The organism is Pseudomonas sp. TS_SC_3, from assembly GCF_056156225.1.
The window spans coordinates 600,355-619,707 of sequence record NZ_CM149586.1; the positions used below are offsets into that span (position 1 = coordinate 600,355).

16 protein-coding genes are annotated in these 19,353 nt (G+C 60.4%); 6 read left to right on the top strand and 10 right to left on the bottom strand.

Annotated elements, in window-relative coordinates:
• Nucleotides 1-14 precede the first annotated feature (14 nt).
• Both metE and AC0J6G_RS02900 read left to right on the top strand, forming a co-directional pair.
• Nucleotides 15-2,306: a 5-methyltetrahydropteroyltriglutamate--homocysteine S-methyltransferase gene (gene metE / locus AC0J6G_RS02895; protein ID WP_475251110.1), complete on the top strand. Its 2,292-nt coding sequence runs from the start codon at nt 15-17 to the stop codon at nt 2,304-2,306.
• Nucleotides 2,307-2,515: 209 nt separating this feature from the next.
• On the top strand, nt 2,516-3,505 hold the full coding sequence (locus tag AC0J6G_RS02900; protein ID WP_475251112.1) for an alpha/beta fold hydrolase: 990 nt from the start codon (nt 2,516-2,518) through the stop codon (nt 3,503-3,505).
• A 13-nt stretch (nt 3,506-3,518) separates the two neighbouring features.
• Here AC0J6G_RS02900 and AC0J6G_RS02905 read toward each other — a convergent pair whose 3' ends face one another.
• From AC0J6G_RS02905 to AC0J6G_RS02920, 4 genes are all read right to left on the bottom strand, one after another.
• Complete coding sequence (locus AC0J6G_RS02905) at nt 3,519-4,025, bottom strand: DUF1993 domain-containing protein (protein WP_475251114.1); 507 nt, start codon at nt 4,023-4,025, stop codon at nt 3,519-3,521.
• A gap of 98 nt (nt 4,026-4,123) precedes the next feature.
• The gene (locus tag AC0J6G_RS02910) at nt 4,124-4,594 is read right to left on the bottom strand and encodes a MaoC family dehydratase (protein ID WP_475251116.1); all 471 of its coding nucleotides are present in this window, start codon (nt 4,592-4,594) and stop codon (nt 4,124-4,126) included.
• On the bottom strand, nt 4,591-5,553 hold the full coding sequence (locus tag AC0J6G_RS02915; protein WP_475251118.1) for a lysophospholipase: 963 nt from the start codon (nt 5,551-5,553) through the stop codon (nt 4,591-4,593). Before AC0J6G_RS02915 ends, AC0J6G_RS02910 begins: the two co-directional genes overlap by 4 nt.
• Before the next feature lie 72 nt (nt 5,554-5,625).
• Nucleotides 5,626-6,354, bottom strand: coding sequence for a substrate-binding periplasmic protein (locus AC0J6G_RS02920; protein WP_475251120.1), 729 nt, complete (start codon nt 6,352-6,354; stop codon nt 5,626-5,628).
• 186 nt (nt 6,355-6,540) lie between these two features.
• Here AC0J6G_RS02920 and fadD2 point away from each other — a divergent pair, with 186 nt between their 5' ends.
• Both fadD2 and fadD1 read left to right on the top strand, forming a co-directional pair.
• Entirely contained in the window at nt 6,541-8,229 is a 1,689-nt protein-coding gene (fadD2, locus tag AC0J6G_RS02925) for a long-chain-fatty-acid--CoA ligase FadD2 (protein ID WP_475251122.1), read from the top strand.
• 381 nt (nt 8,230-8,610) lie between these two features.
• Nucleotides 8,611-10,299: a long-chain-fatty-acid--CoA ligase FadD1 gene (gene fadD1 / locus AC0J6G_RS02930; protein ID WP_475251124.1), complete on the top strand. Its 1,689-nt coding sequence runs from the start codon at nt 8,611-8,613 to the stop codon at nt 10,297-10,299.
• 304 nt (nt 10,300-10,603) lie between these two features.
• On the opposite strand, the gene AC0J6G_RS02935 is transcribed toward fadD1, so the two are convergent.
• From AC0J6G_RS02935 to AC0J6G_RS02950, 4 genes are all read right to left on the bottom strand, one after another.
• Complete coding sequence (locus tag AC0J6G_RS02935) at nt 10,604-10,975, bottom strand: hypothetical protein (RefSeq protein ID WP_475253564.1); 372 nt, start codon at nt 10,973-10,975, stop codon at nt 10,604-10,606.
• A 2-nt stretch (nt 10,976-10,977) separates the two neighbouring features.
• Complete coding sequence (locus AC0J6G_RS02940) at nt 10,978-11,784, bottom strand: putative RNA methyltransferase (RefSeq protein WP_475251126.1); 807 nt, start codon at nt 11,782-11,784, stop codon at nt 10,978-10,980.
• Entirely contained in the window at nt 11,781-12,935 is a 1,155-nt protein-coding gene (gene dapE, locus AC0J6G_RS02945) for a succinyl-diaminopimelate desuccinylase (RefSeq protein ID WP_475251128.1), read from the bottom strand. Before dapE ends, AC0J6G_RS02940 begins: the two co-directional genes overlap by 4 nt.
• Nucleotides 12,936-13,108: 173 nt before the next feature.
• Nucleotides 13,109-15,703 carry a glycosyltransferase gene (locus AC0J6G_RS02950; protein ID WP_475251130.1) on the bottom strand — a complete coding sequence of 865 codons (2,595 nt, stop codon included), beginning with the start codon at nt 15,701-15,703 and terminating at the stop codon, nt 13,109-13,111.
• Between the two features lie 257 nt (nt 15,704-15,960).
• On the opposite strand from AC0J6G_RS02950, the gene tcdA reads away from it, so the two are divergent.
• Nucleotides 15,961-16,764, top strand: a complete 804-nt coding sequence (gene tcdA, locus AC0J6G_RS02955) for a tRNA cyclic N6-threonylcarbamoyladenosine(37) synthase TcdA (RefSeq protein WP_475251132.1) — start codon at nt 15,961-15,963, stop codon at nt 16,762-16,764.
• Between the two features lie 94 nt (nt 16,765-16,858).
• Entirely contained in the window at nt 16,859-17,665 is an 807-nt protein-coding gene (locus AC0J6G_RS02960; RefSeq protein WP_475251134.1) for a substrate-binding periplasmic protein, read from the top strand.
• On the opposite strand, the gene AC0J6G_RS02965 is transcribed toward AC0J6G_RS02960, so the two are convergent.
• Together AC0J6G_RS02965 and AC0J6G_RS02970 are read right to left on the bottom strand one after the other, a co-directional pair.
• A complete protein-coding gene (locus tag AC0J6G_RS02965; RefSeq protein ID WP_475251136.1) occupies nt 17,644-18,075 on the bottom strand; it encodes a SufE family protein in 432 nt (143 codons plus the stop codon). The genes AC0J6G_RS02960 and AC0J6G_RS02965 overlap by 22 nt on opposite strands.
• Nucleotides 18,072-19,277, bottom strand: coding sequence for an aminotransferase class V-fold PLP-dependent enzyme (locus AC0J6G_RS02970; RefSeq protein WP_475251138.1), 1,206 nt, complete (start codon nt 19,275-19,277; stop codon nt 18,072-18,074). The genes AC0J6G_RS02965 and AC0J6G_RS02970 overlap by 4 nt, the downstream gene beginning before the upstream one ends.
• Nucleotides 19,278-19,353: the final 76 nt, after the last annotated feature.

The following is a 19,353-nucleotide window of genomic DNA, read 5'->3' on the forward strand; positions in this document are numbered from 1 at the left end:
TGGAGCGTTCTGACATGGCCCTGTCCCATTCCCTTGGTTTTCCGCGTATTGGCGCCGACCGCGAGCTGAAAAAAGCCCTGGAGGCTTACTGGAAAGGCGAGCTGGACGAGACCGGTCTAAAGGCGGTGGGTCGTGAACTGCGTGCCGCCCACTGGCAGGTGCAGAAACAGGCCGGTCTCGACCTGCTGCCGGTCGGCGATTTCGCCTGGTACGACCACGTCCTGACGCACTCGCTGACCTTTGGCGTCATCCCCGAGCGCTTTCGCCCGCACAGCGGCAAGCCCACTCTGGATACCTTGTTCGCGATGGCGCGCGGCGTCAGCAGTGACAGCTGCTGTGGTAATGCTCATGCACAGGAACTCACTAAATGGTTCGACACCAACTACCACTATCTGGTCCCCGAGTTCACCGCCGATCAGCTATTTCAGCTGAGTTGGGAGCAGCTGTTCGACGAGGTTGATGAGGCGCACGCCCTAGGGCATCGCATCAAACCGGTGCTGATCGGTCCGCTGACCTATTTGTGGTTGGGTAAAGCTAAAGGCGGCGAGTTCGACCGTCTCGACCTGCTTGAGCAGTTGCTGCCGGTTTATGGCGAAATTCTCCAGCGCTTGGCCGCTCAGGGCGTTGAGTGGGTGCAGATCGACGAGCCGATTCTGGCGCTGGACCTGCCGCAGGATTGGAAGAATGCCTTCGAGCGCGCCTACAACCTGCTGCAGCGCGAGCCGGGCAAGAAACTGATTGCCACCTACTTTGCGGGCCTGGAAGACAACCTTGGTCTGGCCGCCAGCCTGCCGGTGGATGGCCTACATATCGACCTTGTGCGCGCCCCCGAACAGTTCCCGATCATTCTCGACCGTCTGCCCGCCTATAAAGTGCTGTCGCTGGGCGTGGTTAACGGCCGCAATATTTGGCGCACGGATCTAGACAGTACCTTGGCCATTTTGCAGCAGGCTCAGGAGCGCCTGGGCGAGCGCTTGTGGGTGGCGCCGAGCTGCTCGCTGTTGCACAGCCCGGTCGACCTGAACCGCGAGGACAAACTGGATGATGAGCTGAAAAGCTGGCTGGCCTTTGCCGTACAAAAATGCTCGGAAGTGGCGTTGCTGAGCACCGCCTTGAACAACCCACAGGATGCTCAGGTGCAGGCCGCGCTGACTGAAAGCCGCGCCGTGCAGGTCAGCCGTGCGCAGTCGCCACGTATTCACAAGCCGGCGGTGCAGGCCCGCCTGGCGGCCATTACCGACGCCGACAGTCAACGGCAGTCGCCATTCGCTGCACGTATCGAGCAGCAGCGAGCGCGCCTACAGTTGCCGGCATTTCCGACCACGACCATTGGCTCTTTTCCGCAGACCGCTTCAATCCGCCTGGCGCGTCAGGCATTCAAGGCCGGCAAACTCTCGGCTGCCGACTACACCGAAGCCATGCACAGCGAGATTCGCCATGCGGTTGCGGTGCAAGAAAATCTCGGTTTAGACGTGCTGGTGCACGGTGAAGCCGAGCGCAACGACATGGTCGAGTACTTCGCCGAGCAGCTTGATGGCTATGCCTTTACCCGTTTCGGCTGGGTGCAAAGTTATGGCTCGCGCTGCGTTAAACCGGCAGTGATCTTCGGCGACCTGAGCCGTCCGCAGGCGATGACGGTGGAGTGGATCCGCTATGCGCAGCGCCTGACCAACAAGGTCATGAAAGGCATGCTCACTGGCCCGGTGACCATGCTGATGTGGTCATTCGCGCGCGATGATATTTCCCGTGAGCAGCAGGCGCGGCAGCTGGCCCTGGCGATTCGTGACGAGGTGGTGGATCTGGAGTGCGCCGGCATCAAAATCATCCAGATCGATGAAGCGGCGTTCCGTGAAGGCCTGCCGCTGCGTCGGGCGCAATGGCAGGAGTACCTGAGCTGGGCCACCGAGGCGTTCCGCCTGTGCGCCTCGGGTGTGCGGGATGCAACGCAGATCCACACGCACATGTGCTACAGCGAATTTAATGATGTGATCGAGGCCATCGCCGCCATGGATGCAGACGTGATCACCATCGAGACCTCGCGTTCGGACATGCAGTTACTGCAAGCCTTTGAGGCCTTCGACTACCCCAATGACATTGGCCCCGGCGTTTACGACATCCATTCGCCACGGGTGCCCGACCGCAATGAGATGGTCAAGTTACTGCGTAAGGCGGCGCAGCGCATTCCCGCCGAGCGGTTGTGGGTTAACCCCGATTGCGGCCTGAAAACCCGTGCCTGGCCGGAGACTGAGGCCGCGTTGATCAACATGGTGTCGGCCGCTCGGCAGCTGCGCAGCGAGTTGGCCTGACCGGTGTCCTGTCGCGGCTAAAGCCCCTCCTACGGTCCTGGTTAGCTGTAGAAGGGGCTCTAACTCGCACTTCCTGTGGCTGCAAGAGAGACCGTTCGTCCCTCTTCATCAAACTGTCACGCGTGTGTGGCAGCGCGCTTGCACAAACATCACCACACTCGCGTCTTAATGGGGTGCTGCGTTCTGCTGTCCCGAGTCTGGGTGACGTTATGCGTGGGTTGATTTTTCTCGCTGCACTGTTGTGCAGCCTGCCGGTTTTTGCGGCGCAGCGTTGTGCAGTAGAGGTGCCAACGCACACCGTTGCTGTGGGTGAGGTGCGCCTGGCGTACCAGAGCATTGGCCGTGACAGTGACCCGGCACTGCTGCTGGTCATGGGCCTGGGCGGGCAGCTGATCCACTGGCCGGATGAGGTGGTGACACGCCTGTGTCAGCAAGGTTTTCGCGTGATCCGCTTCGATAATCGCGATGTCGGTCTGAGCACTTGGGCCGGCACGGCGCCGGACATCAATCTGACCTATGAAGCGCTGCGTTACCGCCTGGGTCTGTCAGTTGCCGCGCCCTATGGGCTGCGCGATATGGCCAAGGATGCCCTGGGTTTGTTGGATGCATTGGCGGTGCGCGAGGTGCATGTACTGGGCGCAAGCATGGGTGGGATGATTGCCCAGCATATGGCCGACCTAGCGCCCGAGCGTGTGCAGAGCCTGACTTTGGTCATGACCAGTTCCGGGGCTCAAGGTTTGCCGGCGCCGAGCAGCGCGTTGCTGGCGCTGCTGGCCAAGCGTGAAGCGCCCAATCGCGCCGTAGCGCTGGAGCAGCAAGCGGATCTGCTTGGTGCATTGGGCAGCCCAGCGGTTACGGATGACCGCCAGCTGCTGTTGCAGCAAGCTGAAATCGCCTACGACCGCGCCTTCAACCCAGAAGGTGTCGAGCGTCAATTACTGGCGATTCTGGCCGAGTCGAGCCGGGTGGCGTTGCTTAACCGTTTGCGCGTGCCGACCTTGGTAGTCCACGGCACGGCTGATCCTCTGTTGCCGGTTATGCACGGCGTGCATGTGGCGGCGCATATCAAGGACAGCGAACTCAAACTGATCCCGGGCCTGGCCCATCGCTTTCAAGAGGCATTCAAGGAGCCCTTGCTGGCGGCGGTGTTGCCGCACCTGCAGGCCCATCGGGGGGATGGGCAGTGGGCGCGGCTTTAAGGCGCAGAGCTACTCAGCGAGTGCCGAGAAAGTCGCGCTTACCAATGGCCACGCCGTTATGGCGCAGGATGGCGTAGGCGGTGGTGAGGTGGAAATAGAAGTTCGGCAGCACGTGATCAAGCAGGAAGGCTTGGCCCATGAAGTGGGTTTCTTTGTCGCGGCGCTTGAGGGTGATGGTGCGGGCTTCGCTGCCGTCGATCTGCGCGGCGTTCAGGCCCTGCAGAAAGCTCAGGGTTTTGGCGATGCGTGCTTGCAGTTCGGCAAAGCTGGTTTCGTCGTCGGCATGGCTCGGTGCTTCCACTTCGGCCAGCAGCGCAGCGCCCGCTTTGGCGCCATCACAGGCGATCTGCACTTGGCGGCTCAGCGGGAACATGTCCGGGGCCAGACGCGCAGTGAGAAACACGCTTTGTTCGATGTTCTTCTCTGCCGCGTGGGCCGCCGCGATGCCGAGGATGGTCGACAGGTTATTCAGCTGACGGGTGAATACAGGGATGGATGCTTGGTACATGGACAGGGGCATGGAACTCTCCAGAAGCGCCGAAACGGATTGCCCGGGCGCGATTGTGTAGCAGGGCAGTGCACCGCCGCCGGCAGCGGCGGTGACCTGAAGACGTAGGCTTAGCCGACAGTGATGGGCGGCAGCTTAGTCAATTCAACGGTTTGTGCTTTGCGTGGCGCGAGGATTTCTGCCTCGCCATCAACGACCAATTCGTCGTTCTGGTTGAACACGCGAGTGGCCACGCGTACGCGGAACTTCGGCAGTTTTTCCAAAATTTCCAGGCGCACGGTCAAGGTGTCGCCCAGTTTTACCGGTGCGGTAAAGCGCATGCTTTGGCCGATATAGATGGTGCCCGGGCCGGGCAGTTCACACGCCACCGCCGCGCTGATCAGCGCACCACTGAACATGCCGTGGGCGATGCGCTCTTTGAACATGGTGGTCGCCGCGTATTCGGCGTCCAGGTGCACCGGGTTGTGGTCGCCGGAGACTTCGGCAAACAGCTGAATATCGCGTTCACTGACGGTTTTGCTGTAGTTGGCAGTCTGGCCGACTTCGAGAAGGTCATAAGGGGTGTTGCTGCTCTGGGTCATGTGCGGCTCTCTTGAGTCGGTGAGGGGCATTGGCGTGGCAGGTCGAGGGCCTGCTGTAACCAGTCGATGATGTAAGTGGTCACCTCGTCGCGGTTGCTCTCGTTGAGCAGTTCGTGACGGGCACCGGGATAGATTTTTAGCTGGACGTGCGCGTTACCGGCACCACCCAGGGCGTTGGCCAGGTCTTGCTGACGATGGCCGTCGCTGACCGGGTCACAGGCGCCGCCAATAATCAGTAGCGGCAAGCTGCTGTCGATCTGCGCCAGGCTCTGCAAGGGTGTGATGTGTTGCAGGCCTCCGAGCAGATCAATCCACAGCTGGTTTGTGCAGCGAAAGCCACACAGCGGGTCATTGATGTATCGGTCGACTTCATGCGGGTCGCGGCTCAGCCAGTCGAAGGCGGTACGGTTGGGCTTGAACGCCTTGTTAAAAGAGCCGAAGGAGACGAACTCCAGCAGCGCGCTACGGCCTTGTGGGCCCTGGCGCCAGCGCTCGAAGCGGGCCAGCAACTGGCCCGCGCGGTACAACGCCACGGGCTGGTAGTTGGAGCCAGAAAGAATGGCGCCCTGCAGGCTGCAGCTGTGTTGCATCAGGTAGGCCTGGCTGATGTAACTGCCCATGCTGTGGCCGAGCAGGAAAATCGGTACTTGCGGATGGTTTTGCCGCATATGGTGGTTGAGGTTGGCCAGGTCATTGACCACCAGGTTCCAGCCATTGTGGTCAGCATAGTGCCCCAGCAGACCGTGCTCGGCGGTTTTGCCATGCCCGCGTTGGTCATGTGCATACACCTCGAAACCTTGCGCCACCAGCACCTCCGCCACACGTGCATAGCGCCCGCTGTGTTCGGCCATGCCATGGGCGATCATCAGCAACGCTTTGGGCGGCTGCTCGCTGTACCAGCGGTTTACGTAGAGGGGCGCGGCATCGGTGCTGCTGAGCCAGAACGCTTGGTGGAGCATGGCGAATCCCTTGGGCCTGCAGAAGCTGGGCATTGTGCACCCCGCGCGACGCGGCGCAAAGTCCGTGCAGGGTTAACGATTGTGCTCGCGCAGGATTTGCATGTATTCGCCACTGGCATGCAGGTCGCGCAGGCCCTGTTCAAACACCTTGCTCCAGTCTGGCTCGCCGGGTTGTGGCGGTAAAAAACCGACCAGCAGGGGAATGCGTTCCAGCACGTTACCTTGCCAGTGCAGCGTGCCGCGCAGCCGCGCATCGTTGTTGATCAGGTGATTCCCGACGGTGTGTTCGAGCAGCACCATGCCAAAACGACCGGCATGCAGTTTGCGCAGGTTGGTGATGTCGTCCACGGCTTCCTCAAGAATCAGGCCCGCATCGAAAATATGCTGCGGGTAGCCATAACCGCGCACGATGCCCAAGGTCTGCCCGCGCAGCTCGCGTAAGTCCGTGAACCGTAATGGATGGCCATTGCGGATAAACAGGCCTAGGTTGCCGTAAAACAGCGGGCGTGATGGGTGCAACCCTTCTTCTTTAACCTCGTTGGGCCACAGGGCCAGCGCGCCCTGGTAGTTGCGATTGCGTAACGCCATGCGCGCCCGCGCCCAGGGTAGAAAATCGATCTGCACCGAGTGGCCCTGCATGGCAAAGGCGCGGCGGGTAATAGCAACGATGCTGCCGCCATCGGGCAGGTGCTGCGAGCTGTACGGTGGGTACTCCAGAGACACCATGCGCAGTTGTGTCTCAGCCCGGGCCGGCTGCGCCAACAGGGTCAGCAAGGTAAGTGTGAACAGAATGAAGGGCATGATGAACCGTATTTGCTGGTCGCCAACCCGTTATACGTGGCGCATTTAAATAGTTCCACAGCGAGCGGCAAGATTCAGTGCGTCAATGACGCCGCCCGGCTATTTGCCAGTTTGGCGTTAGCTGTTACTTTCGAGCTAACTCCGCAACGCGGATTAGGATCATTTCAGGGCCAGAGGATAAAAATAATGCAGCCTGAATTCTGGAGCGACAAACGCCCGGCCGGCGTACCCAACGATATCGACCTGGGGGCTTACAAATCGGTTATCGAGGTGTTTGAGCGTTCCTGCAAAAAGTTCGCCGACCGGCCAGCTTTCAGCAACCTGGGTGTAACGCTGACCTATGCCGAGCTTGATCGGCTTTCGGCAGCCTTTGCGGCCTACCTGCAAAAGCACACGGATTTGCAGCCAGGTGATCGCATTGCGGTACAGATGCCCAACGTATTGCAGTACCCGATTGCCGTGTTCGGCGCCATGCGTGCCGGGCTGATTGTGGTCAACACCAACCCGCTGTACACCGCTCGCGAGATGCGCCACCAGTTCAAGGACGCCGGCGTGCGCGCGCTGGTTTACCTGAATATGTTCGGCAAGCTGGTGCAGGACGTGCTGCCGGATACCGAGATCGATTACCTGATTGAAGCCAAAATGGGTGACCTGCTGCCAAGCCTCAAAGGCTGGCTGGTCAACACCGTGGTGAAAAAGCTCAAGAAGATGGTCCCCGACTACCATTTGCCGCAGGCGGTGTCTTTTAAAGCAGCGCTTAAGCAAGGCCATGGCCATGCGCTGAAGCCGGTCAAAGTCAGCCAGGACGATGTCGCCGTTCTGCAGTACACCGGCGGCACCACGGGCGTGGCCAAAGGCGCGATGCTCACTCACGGCAACCTGGTGGCCAACATGCTGCAGGTTGATGCCTGCTTGTCGCAGCTAGGCGATGACGGCACTCCGCTGATGAAGCAAGGCCAGGAGATCATGATTGCGCCGCTGCCGCTCTATCACATCTACGCCTTCACCGCGAATTGCATGTGCATGATGGTTAACGGCAACCACAACGTGCTGATTACCAACCCGCGTGACATCCCAGGCTTTGTCAAAGAGCTGGGCAAGTGGCAGTTTTCCGCTTTTCTGGGCCTCAACACGCTGTTTGTCGCCCTGATGGATAACCCAGAATTCAAGAACTTGGATTTCTCCCATTTCAAACTGACCAACTCCGGCGGCACAGCCTTGGTCAAAGCCACGGCTGAGCGTTGGCAGGCGATGACCGGCTGCCCGGTGACTGAGGGCTATGGCCTCACCGAAACGTCGCCGGTGGCCAGTACCAACCCTTATGGCCAAAAGGCGCGCCTGGGCACTGTTGGTTTTCCGGTGCCGGGCACAGCCTTCAAAGTGATTAATGACGATGGCATTGAGCAGCCGCTGGGTGAGCGCGGTGAGCTGTGCATCAAGGGCCCTCAGGTGATGAAGGGTTACTGGAACCGCGAGGACGCCACCGCCGAAGTGCTGGATGCCGAGGGCTGGTTCAAGAGTGGTGACGTGGCGGTGATCGACCCGGATGGCTTCGTGCGTATCGTCGACCGCAAAAAGGACATGATCATCGTCTCCGGCTTTAACGTGTACCCCAACGAGATTGAAGATGTGGTCATGGCCCATCCTAAAGTGGTCAGTTGCGCGGCCATCGGCGTACCGGACGAGAAGTCTGGCGAAGCCGTCAAACTGTTTGTTGTGGCGCGCGACAGCAGCCTTAACGCCGAGGAGTTGAAGGCTTACTGCAAGGAAAACTTCACCGGCTACAAGGTGCCCAAGCAGATTGTCTTCCGCGATTCACTGCCGATGACGCCGGTAGGCAAAATCCTCCGTCGCGAGCTACGCGACATCGCTTGATCGGCGTTGCCCGGTTGCCGCTTCAACAGAGCGCATCAAACGGATGTGCTGCTCGATGCGGCAACCGGCCCGCTGCAACGCCCCTATCTCGGCTGTTCTGGCGATTTTACCAAGATGACCAGATTTGTTTGTTTGGTCATTTTTGTGACTGATGCGGCACTTAATGGTGCTAGTCGCTGTTTGGCAAAGCTGCTACCCTCGGGCGGCTTTTTTGTGATCCGCCATCCAGAGTGACCCCTCTTTTAGAGCCGTCGCTGTGCAACGTCAAAAATTGCTCTCGGCAATTTTTTTGCCGTTTAAATCGCAGAAAACACGCGAATCTACAATAAACAGCCGTCTACGCACGGTGAAGATCAAGCTGTTGCTGAGGAGTGGGCTTCCATGACCGAAAACTTTTGGAAGGATAAGTATCCCGTTGGGATTGCTGCCGAAATCAATCCTGACCAGTACCCAAATATTCAGGCGGTACTGAAAGAGTCCTGCCAGCGTTTCGCCGACAAGCCAGCTTTCAGCAATCTGGGTAAGACCATTACCTATGGCGAGTTGTATGAGTTGTCCGGCATTTTTGCCGCCTACTTGCAGCAAAACACGGATCTGCAGCCCGGCGACCGTATCGCCGTGCAACTGCCCAATGTGCTGCAGTACCCGGTTGTAGTCTTCGGTGCCCTTCGCGCCGGCTTGGTGGTGGTCAACACCAACCCGCTGTACACCGCGCGCGAGCTTGAGCACCAATTCAATGACTCCGGGGCTAAAGCCTTGGTCAGCCTCGCCAACATGGCGCATCTGGTTGAGCTGGTTCTGCCGAAAACCGGCATCAAAACAGTCATCATCACCGAAGTCGGTGACATGCTCTCGCCGCTTAAGCGCCTGCTGGTCAACAGCGTGGTCAAGCATGTGAAGAAGATGGTGCCGGCCTACAACCTGCCGCATGCGATCAAATTCACCGCCGCCATGGCCAAAGGCCGCGGTCCTGCAGTCAGGGAAGCCACGCCAAGCAGCGCTGATATCGCCGTGCTGCAATACACCGGTGGCACCACGGGCGTGGCCAAGGGCGCGATGCTCACGCACCGCAACTTGATCGCCAATATGCTGCAGGTCAAAGCGTTGATGGGCTCGGAAATGAGCGAAGGCAACGAGGTGCTGATCGCGCCATTGCCGCTGTATCATATCTACGCGTTCACCTTTCACTGCATGGCGATGATGCTGATTGGCGGGCACAACGTGCTGATCACCAACCCGCGTGACCTGCCGGCGATGACCAAGGACCTGGCCAAGTACAAGTTCACCGGCTTTGTCGGCCTCAACACCCTGTTCGTTGCCCTGTGCAACCACGAAGACTTCCGCAAGCTGGACTTCAGTACCCTGAAAGCCACGTTCTCGGGCGGCATGGCGCTGCAGCTGGCGACCGCCGAGCGTTGGAAGCAGGTGACTGGTTGCTCGATCTGCGAAGGTTTCGGCATGACTGAAACCAGCCCCGTGGCTTCGGTTAACCCGTTCAGCAATATCCAGATCGGTACCATTGGTATTCCGGTGCCGTCGACAATCTGCAAGGTGATCAACGACGAAGGCGTTGAGCAGCCGTTGGGTTCGATTGGCGAGCTGTGCGTCAAAGGCCCGCAGGTGATGAAAGGATACTGGCAGCGCCAGGAAGCCACCGACGAGATCCTCGACGCCGAGGGCTGGTTGAAGACCGGCGACATCGCGGTGATCCAGGAAGACGGTTATATGCGCATCGTCGACCGCAAGAAGGACATGATTCTGGTGTCCGGCTTCAACGTCTACCCGAACGAACTGGAAGACGTGCTCGCCACCCTGCCTGGCGTATTGCAGTGCGCCGCCATCGGTGTGCCGGATGAGAAGTCGGGCGAAGCGATCAAGATCTTCGTGGTGGTCAAGCCAGGTGAAACCCTGACCAAAGAACAGGTCATGGAGCACATGCGCGCCAACGTCACCGGCTACAAGGTGCCTAAGGCCGTGGAGTTCCGCGATGTACTGCCGACCACCAACGTCGGCAAGATTCTGCGCCGTGAACTGCGTGACGAAGAGCTGAAGAAACTGGGTAAGAAGTAAACACCCAGCTAAACAAAACCCCGCCTAGGCGGGGTTTTTTATGCTCGTCTATAAACCGGTCGTTGAAAACGTTGCGAGCGCTGGTTAGGCAAGGCGGAAGTAGCCGAAAAAGCGGAGTGTACGTCTGTACATGAGCATTTGATTCGCTGCGCTCACTCCTTCGGGGGCGCGCTAAAGCACGTTCAGCCTTCGGCTGTGAGGTTGCTTTACTCGCATCGCTCGTCCTTCGGATCAGCCTTCGGCTGTTACTCCCGTTGGTCGTTGCAACGCTGAATAGCCGAGTGCAGTAGTTTTCAGCGGTCGGTTAAGCGGTTCGCCAGGTGATTTCTTCTACCCCATCGGCGCTGATACGCATCCAGCGATCAGCTTGCTCGTCGCTTTCTTCTTCCTGCCAGCCACCGGGTGCGCAGCGGACTTCGACATTCAGCGCGGCGAAAGCGGCCTGGGCGCAGGCCAGGTCATCGGCCCAGGGGGTGGCGTTGCTTTCCAGAAGCAGGCTGTGCCATTTGCCCACCGCTTTTGGCAGCCAGGTCACGGGAATATCACCGGCCAGGCATTTGTAGGTCTGGCCTTTTTGCTGCCAGGGTGTGCAGCTGCCCAGTGCGTTGCTCAGCCATTCGCCAATCGCGTTGTGGTCAGCGTCTTTCAGGTAAATCTCGATATCGGGTTGGCGCATGGTCATAGCTTCTCGATCCAGTCGTAGCGGATGGCAACGGTCACTGCGCAGGGCTCGGCAATCACTGCCGCGCGGCGTTCGGCGCTGGCGCGCCAGCCATGTGGGGTCATGGCCAGCAAGTCAGCACGGGCTTCGCTGCTATCCAGTTGTAGGTTGAAGGTCAGGGTTTCGCTGTGGGCCAGGCGCATACCGTCGGGGATCAGCTCCAAGTGCTTTTGATCATCGTAGTCGCGCACTTCGTCATACAGTTTTTGCCGCAGTTCCATCAGATGCTCGCTGGTCGGGCCCATACGCAGCAGGCCACCGCCAGGGGCGAGCAGGCGTTTGGCCTCTTGCCAATCCAGCGGGCTGAAGACGCTGGCGATCAGTTGGCAGCTGGCGTCACTCAGCGGCACGCGGGCCATGCTCGCCACCAGCCAGTTGAGCTGGGACGCGCGCTTGCAACCGCGTTTGATCGCCTCGCGGGAGATATCCAGGGCATAGCCATCGGCATGCGGCAGGGCATCGGCGATCTGCGTGGTGTAGTAACCCTCGCCACAGCCGATATCCAGCCAACGCGCCGGGTTATAGCCGGCCGCCAGTTCGGCCAGGCGCTTGGCTAACGTTGCGTAGTGACCGCCATCCAAAAAACGTCGCCGCGCTTCGACCATGGCGGCGTTGTCGCCGGGGTCGCGGCTGTTCTTGTGCTGCACCGGCAGCAGGTTGAGGTAACCCTGGCGCGCACGGTCAAAGCGGTGGTTGGCCGGGCAGGTTACGCCGTTGTCTAGGACGCTCAGTGCGCCTTGGCAAATAGGACAGATCAGACTCATGCGAGCAGGTTAACCAGGGTTTGGTAGTAGATCTCGGTCAATACATCCAAGTCACTGGCCAGTACGCGTTCGTCGACCTGGTGGATGGTGGCGTTGACCGGGCCGAGTTCGACCACCTGGGTGCCGAGGGTGGCGATAAAGCGGCCATCCGAGGTGCCGCCGCTGGTTGAGGGTTTCGTCTCGCGACCGGTAACTGCTTTGATGCTGGCGGCCACGGCGTCGAGCAGTGCACCCGGTTCGGTGAGGAAGGGCAGGCCGGAGAGTGCCCAATCCAGGTGATAGTCCAGGCCGTGTTTAGTGAGGATGGCCTCAACGCGCTGCTGCAGGTCTTCGACCGTCGATTCAGTGGAGAAGCGGAAGTTAAAGATGGCTTTCAACTCGCCCGGAATCACATTGGTCGCGCCGGTGCCGGCATTCAGGTTGGAGATCTGAAAGCTGGTCGGCGGGAAGAAGGCGTTGCCGTCATCCCAATGCTCGGCGGCCAGTTCGGCCAGGGCAGGCGCGGCCAGGTGAATCGGGTTTCGCGCCAGGTGCGGGTAGGCTACGTGGCCTTGCTTGCCGCGTACGCTGAGGGTGCAGCCGAGCGAGCCACGGCGACCGTTTTTTACCACATCACCAACCAAAGTGGTGCTCGACGGCTCGCCGACGATGCACCAGTCCAGGCGCTCGTTACGTTCGCGCAAACGCTCGACTACGGCTTTGGTGCCATTGTGCGCCGGGCCTTCTTCGTCGCTGGTGATCAGAAAAGCAATGCGGCCTTTGTGGTTAGGGTACTCGGCCACAAAGCGCTCAACTGCGATGATCATCGACGCCAGGCTGCCTTTCATGTCCGCCGCGCCTCGGCCGCAGAGCATGCCGTCTTCGTCGATCAGGGCATCGAAGGGCTGGTGCTGCCATTTCTGTACCGGACCGGTGGGCACCACGTCGGTGTGGCCGGCAAAGCACAGCACGGGGCCGTCTTCACCGCCGTGGCTGGCCCAGAAATTATCCACTTCCTCGATCCGCATTGGCTCAATGGTGAAGCCGCACGCGGCGAGACGGCGCGTCATCTGTTCCTGGCAGCCTTCATCAAGCGGCGTCACGGACGGGCGACGAATCAGCTCGCAAGCAAGTTCCAGCGTCGGGGAGAGGGGCGTGGCGTTGGCGGTCATTGCGGCTCCAAGGCGGCGTCAAGCGGAAAGGTCGCCATCTTAAAGCAAAACGGCGGCCATTGGCCGCCGTCTAGCATTCCAGACACCTAGGGTGGATCACGCTGCATCGATCCACCGAGAGCGCAGTCAGGGTGGATGTACAAAGCGACATCCTCCCTACGCACTGAGCGTCCTTAACTAGCGCTGGCCGCTTCCTGCGCACTGGCCTGCGGTGCTGGCAATGACGACAGCAGCGCCATGATCAGTGCCGCTAGGTAAGGCAGCGACTGCACCAACAGCATGGCCACCCAGAACTTCACATCAGCGCTGGGCAAGCCCTGGACAATGCTGATACCCAGGGCCGACCCCCACAGCAGGAACATTATGAACACTTCCTCACGCGCCTCTGACAGCGCCACCAGAATACCGTGGTTGCTGGCCATTTTCGGTGTGCGGAAGAACGGGATGGTTTTGGTAAATGCCCCGTAAAGCACGGCTTTGGCGATGGTGTGTGACAACGCCAGGCCAGCGATAGCCGCCTGGAACGAGCGCACCAGGTCAACGCCCATGGCCTTGCGGTAGAGGAACAGGATCTTGCCCAGTTTGAAGAAGAACAGCGCCAGCGGCGGGATGGCGAAGATCATCAGTGGCGGGTCGACCCGCTGCGGCACGATGATCATCGCCGCCGACCAGAGCAGCGCACCGGCGGTGAAAAAGATATTCAGGCCGTCGGCAATCCAGGGCAGCCAGCCGGCGACGAAGTGGTAGCGCTGGCCCGTCTTGAGCTTGGACCCCTTACCGAGGAACAGGCTGCGCGCATGCCCCTTCATAATCTGGATGGCGCCGTAGGCCCAACGAAAGCGCTGCTTCTTGTAGTCGATAAAGGTGTCCGGCATCAGCCCTTTGCCGAAGCTTTCGTGGGCGTAGGCGGCGCTGTAGCCTTTCTCGAACACGCGCAGGCCCAGTTCAGCGTCTTCGCAGATGGTCCAGTCAGCCCACTTCAATTCATCCATTACCGTACGGCGGATCATGGTCATGGTGCCGTGCTGGATGATCGCGTCGCGGTCGTTGCGCGTGACCATGCCAATATGGAAGAAGCCTTTGTATTCGGCGTAGCAGAGCTTCTTGAAGATGTTTTCGTTGCCGTCACGGTAATCCTGCGGTGACTGCACCACGGCAATCTTCGGATCACTGAAGTGCGGCACCATGTACTTGAGCCAGTTCTTATCGACGCAGTAGTCGGCGTCGATCACCGCCACCACGTCGGCATCTGGCGCGGTGTGCGGCAGGATGTAATTCAGCGCGCCGCCCTTGAAACCGGCAATCGGCGCGACGTGGAAGAAGCGGAAACGCGGGCCCAAGACCTTGCAATAGGCTTCTACCGGTTCCCACACGGCCGGGTCTTTGGTGTTGTTGTCGATGATGATGACTTCGAAATCCGGGTAATCCAGTGCTGCGAGGGCGTCGAGGGTCTGTTTGACCATCTCCGGCGGCTCGTTGTAGCAGGGCACGTGGACCGACACCTTGGGCCGGTAGGCGCTGTCGGCCAACACCGGCTGGAATGGCCGGCGGCGGGTGCGAGTCCAGGCGGTTTCGGCCAGCTCATGGGCTTCGGTCAGCAGCACGATAAATACGCCAAAGGCACCGATACCCAGCAGCAGGCCGACCAGGGTGCTGAACCAGGTGCTGTATTGCTGGCTGTAGTCGTAACCGATCCACACCAGGGCGGAGCCACCGGCGAAGGCAACAATGGTCAGGAAGGTGCGGCCGCGCTGACGCAGGGCGCTGCCGTCGATCAGCATCAGGGCCAGGCTGAGCAGTGCCAGCACCACTGAACCAATGGCCAGCAACCGCCATTGGGGAATCGCTACCACAGGGCCTTCAAAGGCGAACTTGGCCTGACGCTCCAGGTTGTACACGCCCCAATACGCACCCACCGAGCCTTCATCGCTGGCCTTCCAGGGCTGGTCGAAGGCTTCGATGACGAAGTAGTTGTAGCCCTTGGCGTTCAGCGTATTGACCAGCGTGCGCAGGTAAATGGCCTGATCCGCCTGTGAGGCATCGGCACCGCCGCGCATGCGGCCGTTGCTCGGCCAGCCAACCTCGGAGAGCAGCAGGGGTTTTTTCGGGAAGAGTTTTTTTAGGTCTTTGGCGCGCTCAAGGACGAACTCGGTGGAGTCCTCCATCGGCACAAATTCCCAGTAGGGCAGTACGTGGGCGGCGATCAGGTCAACGTGCTGCGCCAGCTCCGGATGGTCCTGCCAGATGTGCCACTGCTCGGAGGTGGTCACCGGCACCTTGACCGCTGCGCGCACGCGGTCGATGTAGGCAATCAGGTCCTCTGGGGTTACTTCGCTGCGGAACAGGGCTTCGTTACCGACCACCACGCGCACCACGCTGCGGGAATTGTTGGCAATGTCGATGGCTTTGACGATTTCTCGCTCGTTGCGCTCCAGGTCCGGGCTGATCCAGATACCCAGGGTCACGCGCAGGCCGAACTCTTCGGCCAATACAGGGATATTGCCCAGCGGGCCATCCACCGAGTAGGTGCGGATGTTATCGGTGTGTTGGCTCAGCAGTTCGAGGTCGGCACGCATTTGCGCATCGCTGGGGTAGGTGTCCTGCTGCGGATTCTGCCCCGCGCGAAAAGGCGAGAATGAAAAACCAGAGATCTGCTCAGGCCAGTCCGGGGCGGTGACCGGGCGGTTGTACAGCGCCCACATACCAGTAAACAAGGCGGCAATCGCCAGGAAGATGACCAGGTTCAATCCAAACTTACGCGAGGGCATAGTGAGCAGGTCCAGCGAAGGGGCAATTAAAGGTGACGGGCTTGGGGGGCGCATGCTACGCCGCCGGCATGGGGCTGTATAGCTCGCCCAATGGCACTATTGATGGGACGGGGGATGGTGTTGAAGGTTCCTTTACTGGCTATGCGCCAGTGCTGTTGATCGGTTAGGCATGACCGTCACCCACACAGCGCTTGGGCGTAGCTCCCCGGCTACCTATAATGCGCGCCGCTTGTGGTGCGTGAGAGGTAACAAAGCCTGTGGATGAACAACGCTTTGCCGGAATTGCCCGTCTGTATGGCCGCCAAGGGGCCGAACGTCTGGCGGCTGCCCATGTCGCGGTGGTTGGGATTGGCGGTGTGGGCTCCTGGGCGGCGGAAGCCCTGGCCCGCTCCGGGGTGGGCGAGATTTCCCTGTTTGATCTGGATGACGTGTGCGTGAGCAACAGCAACCGGCAGTTGCATGCGCTCGACAGCACCGTTGGCCAGCCCAAGGTCGAGGTGATGGCGGCGCGTATCCGCAGCATCAATCCGGGCTGTGTGGTGCATGCGGTGGCCGATTTTGTCACCCGCGAGACCATGGCTGAATACATCACCGAGCAGCTGGATGCGGTGATCGATTGCATAGACAGCGTGAATGCCAAGGCCGCGCTGATTTCCTGGTGCAAGCGGCGCAAGATACAGATCATCACCACCGGCGGAGCGGGTGGGCAGATCGACCCCACGCAGATTCAGGTCGGCGACCTGAACAAAACCTGGAACGATCCGCTGGCCTCCAAGGTGCGTTCTACCTTACGTCGCGATTATGGCTTCTCGCGTACGCCGGGGCGCAACTACAGCGTGCCATGCGTGTATTCCAGCGAGCAGCTGCGCTATCCCAAGCCGGATGGCACGGTGTGCCAGTACAAAGGTTTTGTCGGCGAAGGGGTCAAGCTCGACTGCGCCGGCGGTTTTGGCGCGGTGATGATGGTCACCGCGACCTTCGGCATGGTGGCGGCGGCGCGGATTGTCGATAAATTAGTCGCTGGCACGCGTCGGCCATCAGAGCGGCCACCGCGCGTCTGACGCAGAGCGCTAAGCCTTCACGCGTCTGTATACATGGCCTGGCCAGGCCGCTGTTCAGCAGGGATGTGCTGTTTCCGCTTGATTGAGGTGTGCCGTGTTGTCCCTGCTGCGTCATGTGTTTGGTCATGCCCCGCGCTACGGGCTGCTGCTTGCAGCGCTTGCGACTTGCCTGAGTGCCCATGCTCACCCGGTTGTGCGGGTGGGTACTGGCGACTGGCTGCCCTATGTCGAGCAACAGCGCGAAGATGGCGGCGCCTTGTCGCGACTGGTGCGCGACATCTTCAGCGCGGCGGGTTATCAGGTTGAGTTCGTTTACTACCCCTGGGACCGCAACCTGCTGATGCTTGAGCACGGCAGTCTGGATGCGGTGATGCCGTATATCTGCAGTAAGAGTCGCCAGCGTTTCACTGTATGCAGTGATGCAGTCGTAGCGGGTGACGTGGTGTTATTCCAACGCCGCGATCAGCAACTTGTTTGGACCCGTTTCGACGATCTTAAGACGTTTCGTATCGCTACGACGCTTGGCTATTCCTATGGTTCGCAGTTTGATGCGGCGCTTGAGGCTGGGCAGTTGCAAGTGCAGCAACATGGTAAAGAAGACACCGGCTTGCGTTTACTGAGCCTGGGGCGGGTTGACTTCCACCCTCAGGATCGAGCAGTGGGTTATGCCATGCTGCGTCGCTTGTTTTCCGAACGGGAGCGAGCGTTGATCACCCATAATCCACGTATTTTGCATGCTGAACCGCTGCACCTGCTGTTTCGCAAAGGCGATGCCAAGGCCGATCAGTTGCGTGAGGCATTCAATGCCGGTTTGCGCCGCCTGGCACAGAGTGGAGAGCTGGAGCGTTTGCAACAGGCCCTGTATTCCGGCACTGCCGATCAGTGGCGCGTAGCGCCCTGATTATTGGCATCAAGCATGTGCTGCATCCGCGTCAGCACGGCCTGCAGGCCATTGCTGCGTGAGGGTGACAGGTGGCGGGCCAGGCCAAGTTGGGTAAACCAGTCCGGCAGATCCAGTTGCGCCAGTTCGGATGCCGGCAAGCCGTTGACTCTGGCCAGCAGCAGCGCGAGCAAACCCCGTAACAGTCGTGCATCACTGCTGGCGTGAAACTGCCAGTGCTCGCCGTTGTGCTCGGCCAGCAGCCACACCTGACTTTCACAGCCCTGCACCCGATTGGCGTCGCAGCGTTCCGCCTCGTTGAGCGGCACCAGCTGCTCCCCCCACTGCATCAGCAGGCGTGCGCGCTGCTCCCAGCCTTGGCATGCACCAAAGGCTTGCAGCGCTGTTTGCGCTTGGGCAGGCAGGCTCATTGCAACAGCGCCAGGGCTTGATCCAGAGCGCTGAAAAAACGCTGCAGGTCGCCGGCGTCGTTATACAGCCCCAGAGAGACGCGAACCGCCCCACTCACACCGAGACCCTGCAACAGCGGCATGGCGCAGTGATGGCCGGCGCGCACGGCGATGCCCTGTTCGCTCAGCAGGTGGGCAAGGTCGGCATGGTGCACGCCATCAACCACAAAGCTGGCCAGGGCGACCTTCGGCATACCGAGCAGGCGCACGCCGTGGCGCTGTTTGAGCCCGGCGACCAGCTCGCTGTGCAGGGCGGCTTCGTGGGCGCTGACCGCGCTGGCGTCGAGGCTGCTCAGGTAATCCAGGCTGGCGCCGAGGGCGATCACTGAAGCAATCGGCGGCGTGCCGGCCTCAAAGCCCAGTGGTGCTGGGCGGAAGGTGGCATTGCTGTAGTCAGTGTGCAGCAGCATCTCGCCGCCAAACTGCCAATGCGCCAGTTGCTCCAGGGCCTGCGTGCGGCCATAAAGCAGACCGACGCCATCCGGGCCATAGAGCTTATGGCTGGAGCCAACATAAAAGTCGCAGCCCAAGGCCTGCATATTCTGCCGGCCGTGCACCACGCCTTGCGTTCCATCGACCACAGTCAGGGCGCCCTGCGCCTGTGCCAGGGCCAGCAACGGCTCAAGCGGCTGCCAGCAACCGAGCACGTTGGACAGCTGGCTGACCGCCAACAGGCGGGTGCGCGGGCCAATCAGTTGCGCGGCGTGTGTGAGGTCGATCAGGCCCTGCTGATCCAGCGGCAGCATCACCAGCTTGAGCTGGCGACGCAGCGCCAGTTGCTGCCAGGGCAGCAGGTTGGCGTGGTGTTCCAGGGCGCTGATGACAATTTCATCGCCCGGCTGGAATTGCTTTTCCAAGCCATAAGCCAGCAGGTTGAAGGCTTCGGTGGCACTGCGGGTAAAGATGATCTGCTGCGCGTCGGGCGCATTTAGCCAGCGTGCAGCCTTCTCGCGGGTGGCTTCGAAGGCGCGGGTAGCGCGCTCGCCGGGTAGATGCTGGGCACGGTGCACATTGGCTGCGCCACCGGCGTAATAGCCGAGCAGGGCATCAAGCATGGTCTGGGGTTTTTGCGCGGTGGCAGCGCTGTCCAGATAGGTCTGGCCTTCGGCCGCTAGGGCCAAAATGCCAGGAAAGTCAGCGCGCCAGGGGGAAGTCAGTGACATGGGCTTGGGCACCGCAGGAACTGTCTGTTGAGTATAAATAGACAGGCCGGGCATGGGCCCGGCCTGTGGCAACTGC

Bases quoted from the DNA above. Each gene is read 5' to 3' on its own strand.
- fadD1 (WP_475251124.1), top strand. From the start codon at position 8,611: ATGACCGAAAACTTTTGGAAGGATAAGTATCCCGTTGGGATTGCTGCC.
- AC0J6G_RS02915 (WP_475251118.1), bottom strand. From the start codon at position 5,553: ATGCTCCACCAAGCGTTCTGGCTCAGCAGCACCGATGCCGCGCCCCTC.
- metE (WP_475251110.1), top strand. From the start codon at position 15: ATGGCCCTGTCCCATTCCCTTGGTTTTCCGCGTATTGGCGCCGACCGC.
- fadD2 (WP_475251122.1), top strand. From the start codon at position 6,541: ATGCAGCCTGAATTCTGGAGCGACAAACGCCCGGCCGGCGTACCCAAC.
- AC0J6G_RS02910 (WP_475251116.1), bottom strand. From the start codon at position 4,594: ATGACCCAGAGCAGCAACACCCCTTATGACCTTCTCGAAGTCGGCCAG.
- AC0J6G_RS02920 (WP_475251120.1), bottom strand. From the start codon at position 6,354: ATGCCCTTCATTCTGTTCACACTTACCTTGCTGACCCTGTTGGCGCAG.
- AC0J6G_RS02950 (WP_475251130.1), bottom strand. From the start codon at position 15,703: ATGCCCTCGCGTAAGTTTGGATTGAACCTGGTCATCTTCCTGGCGATT.
- AC0J6G_RS02970 (WP_475251138.1), bottom strand. From the start codon at position 19,277: ATGTCACTGACTTCCCCCTGGCGCGCTGACTTTCCTGGCATTTTGGCC.
- AC0J6G_RS02940 (WP_475251126.1), bottom strand. From the start codon at position 11,784: ATGAGTCTGATCTGTCCTATTTGCCAAGGCGCACTGAGCGTCCTAGAC.
- AC0J6G_RS02935 (WP_475253564.1), bottom strand. From the start codon at position 10,975: ATGCGCCAACCCGATATCGAGATTTACCTGAAAGACGCTGACCACAAC.
- AC0J6G_RS02905 (WP_475251114.1), bottom strand. From the start codon at position 4,025: ATGCCCCTGTCCATGTACCAAGCATCCATCCCTGTATTCACCCGTCAG.
- AC0J6G_RS02900 (WP_475251112.1), top strand. From the start codon at position 2,516: ATGCGTGGGTTGATTTTTCTCGCTGCACTGTTGTGCAGCCTGCCGGTT.
- dapE (WP_475251128.1), bottom strand. From the start codon at position 12,935: ATGACCGCCAACGCCACGCCCCTCTCCCCGACGCTGGAACTTGCTTGC.
- AC0J6G_RS02965 (WP_475251136.1), bottom strand. From the start codon at position 18,075: ATGAGCCTGCCTGCCCAAGCGCAAACAGCGCTGCAAGCCTTTGGTGCA.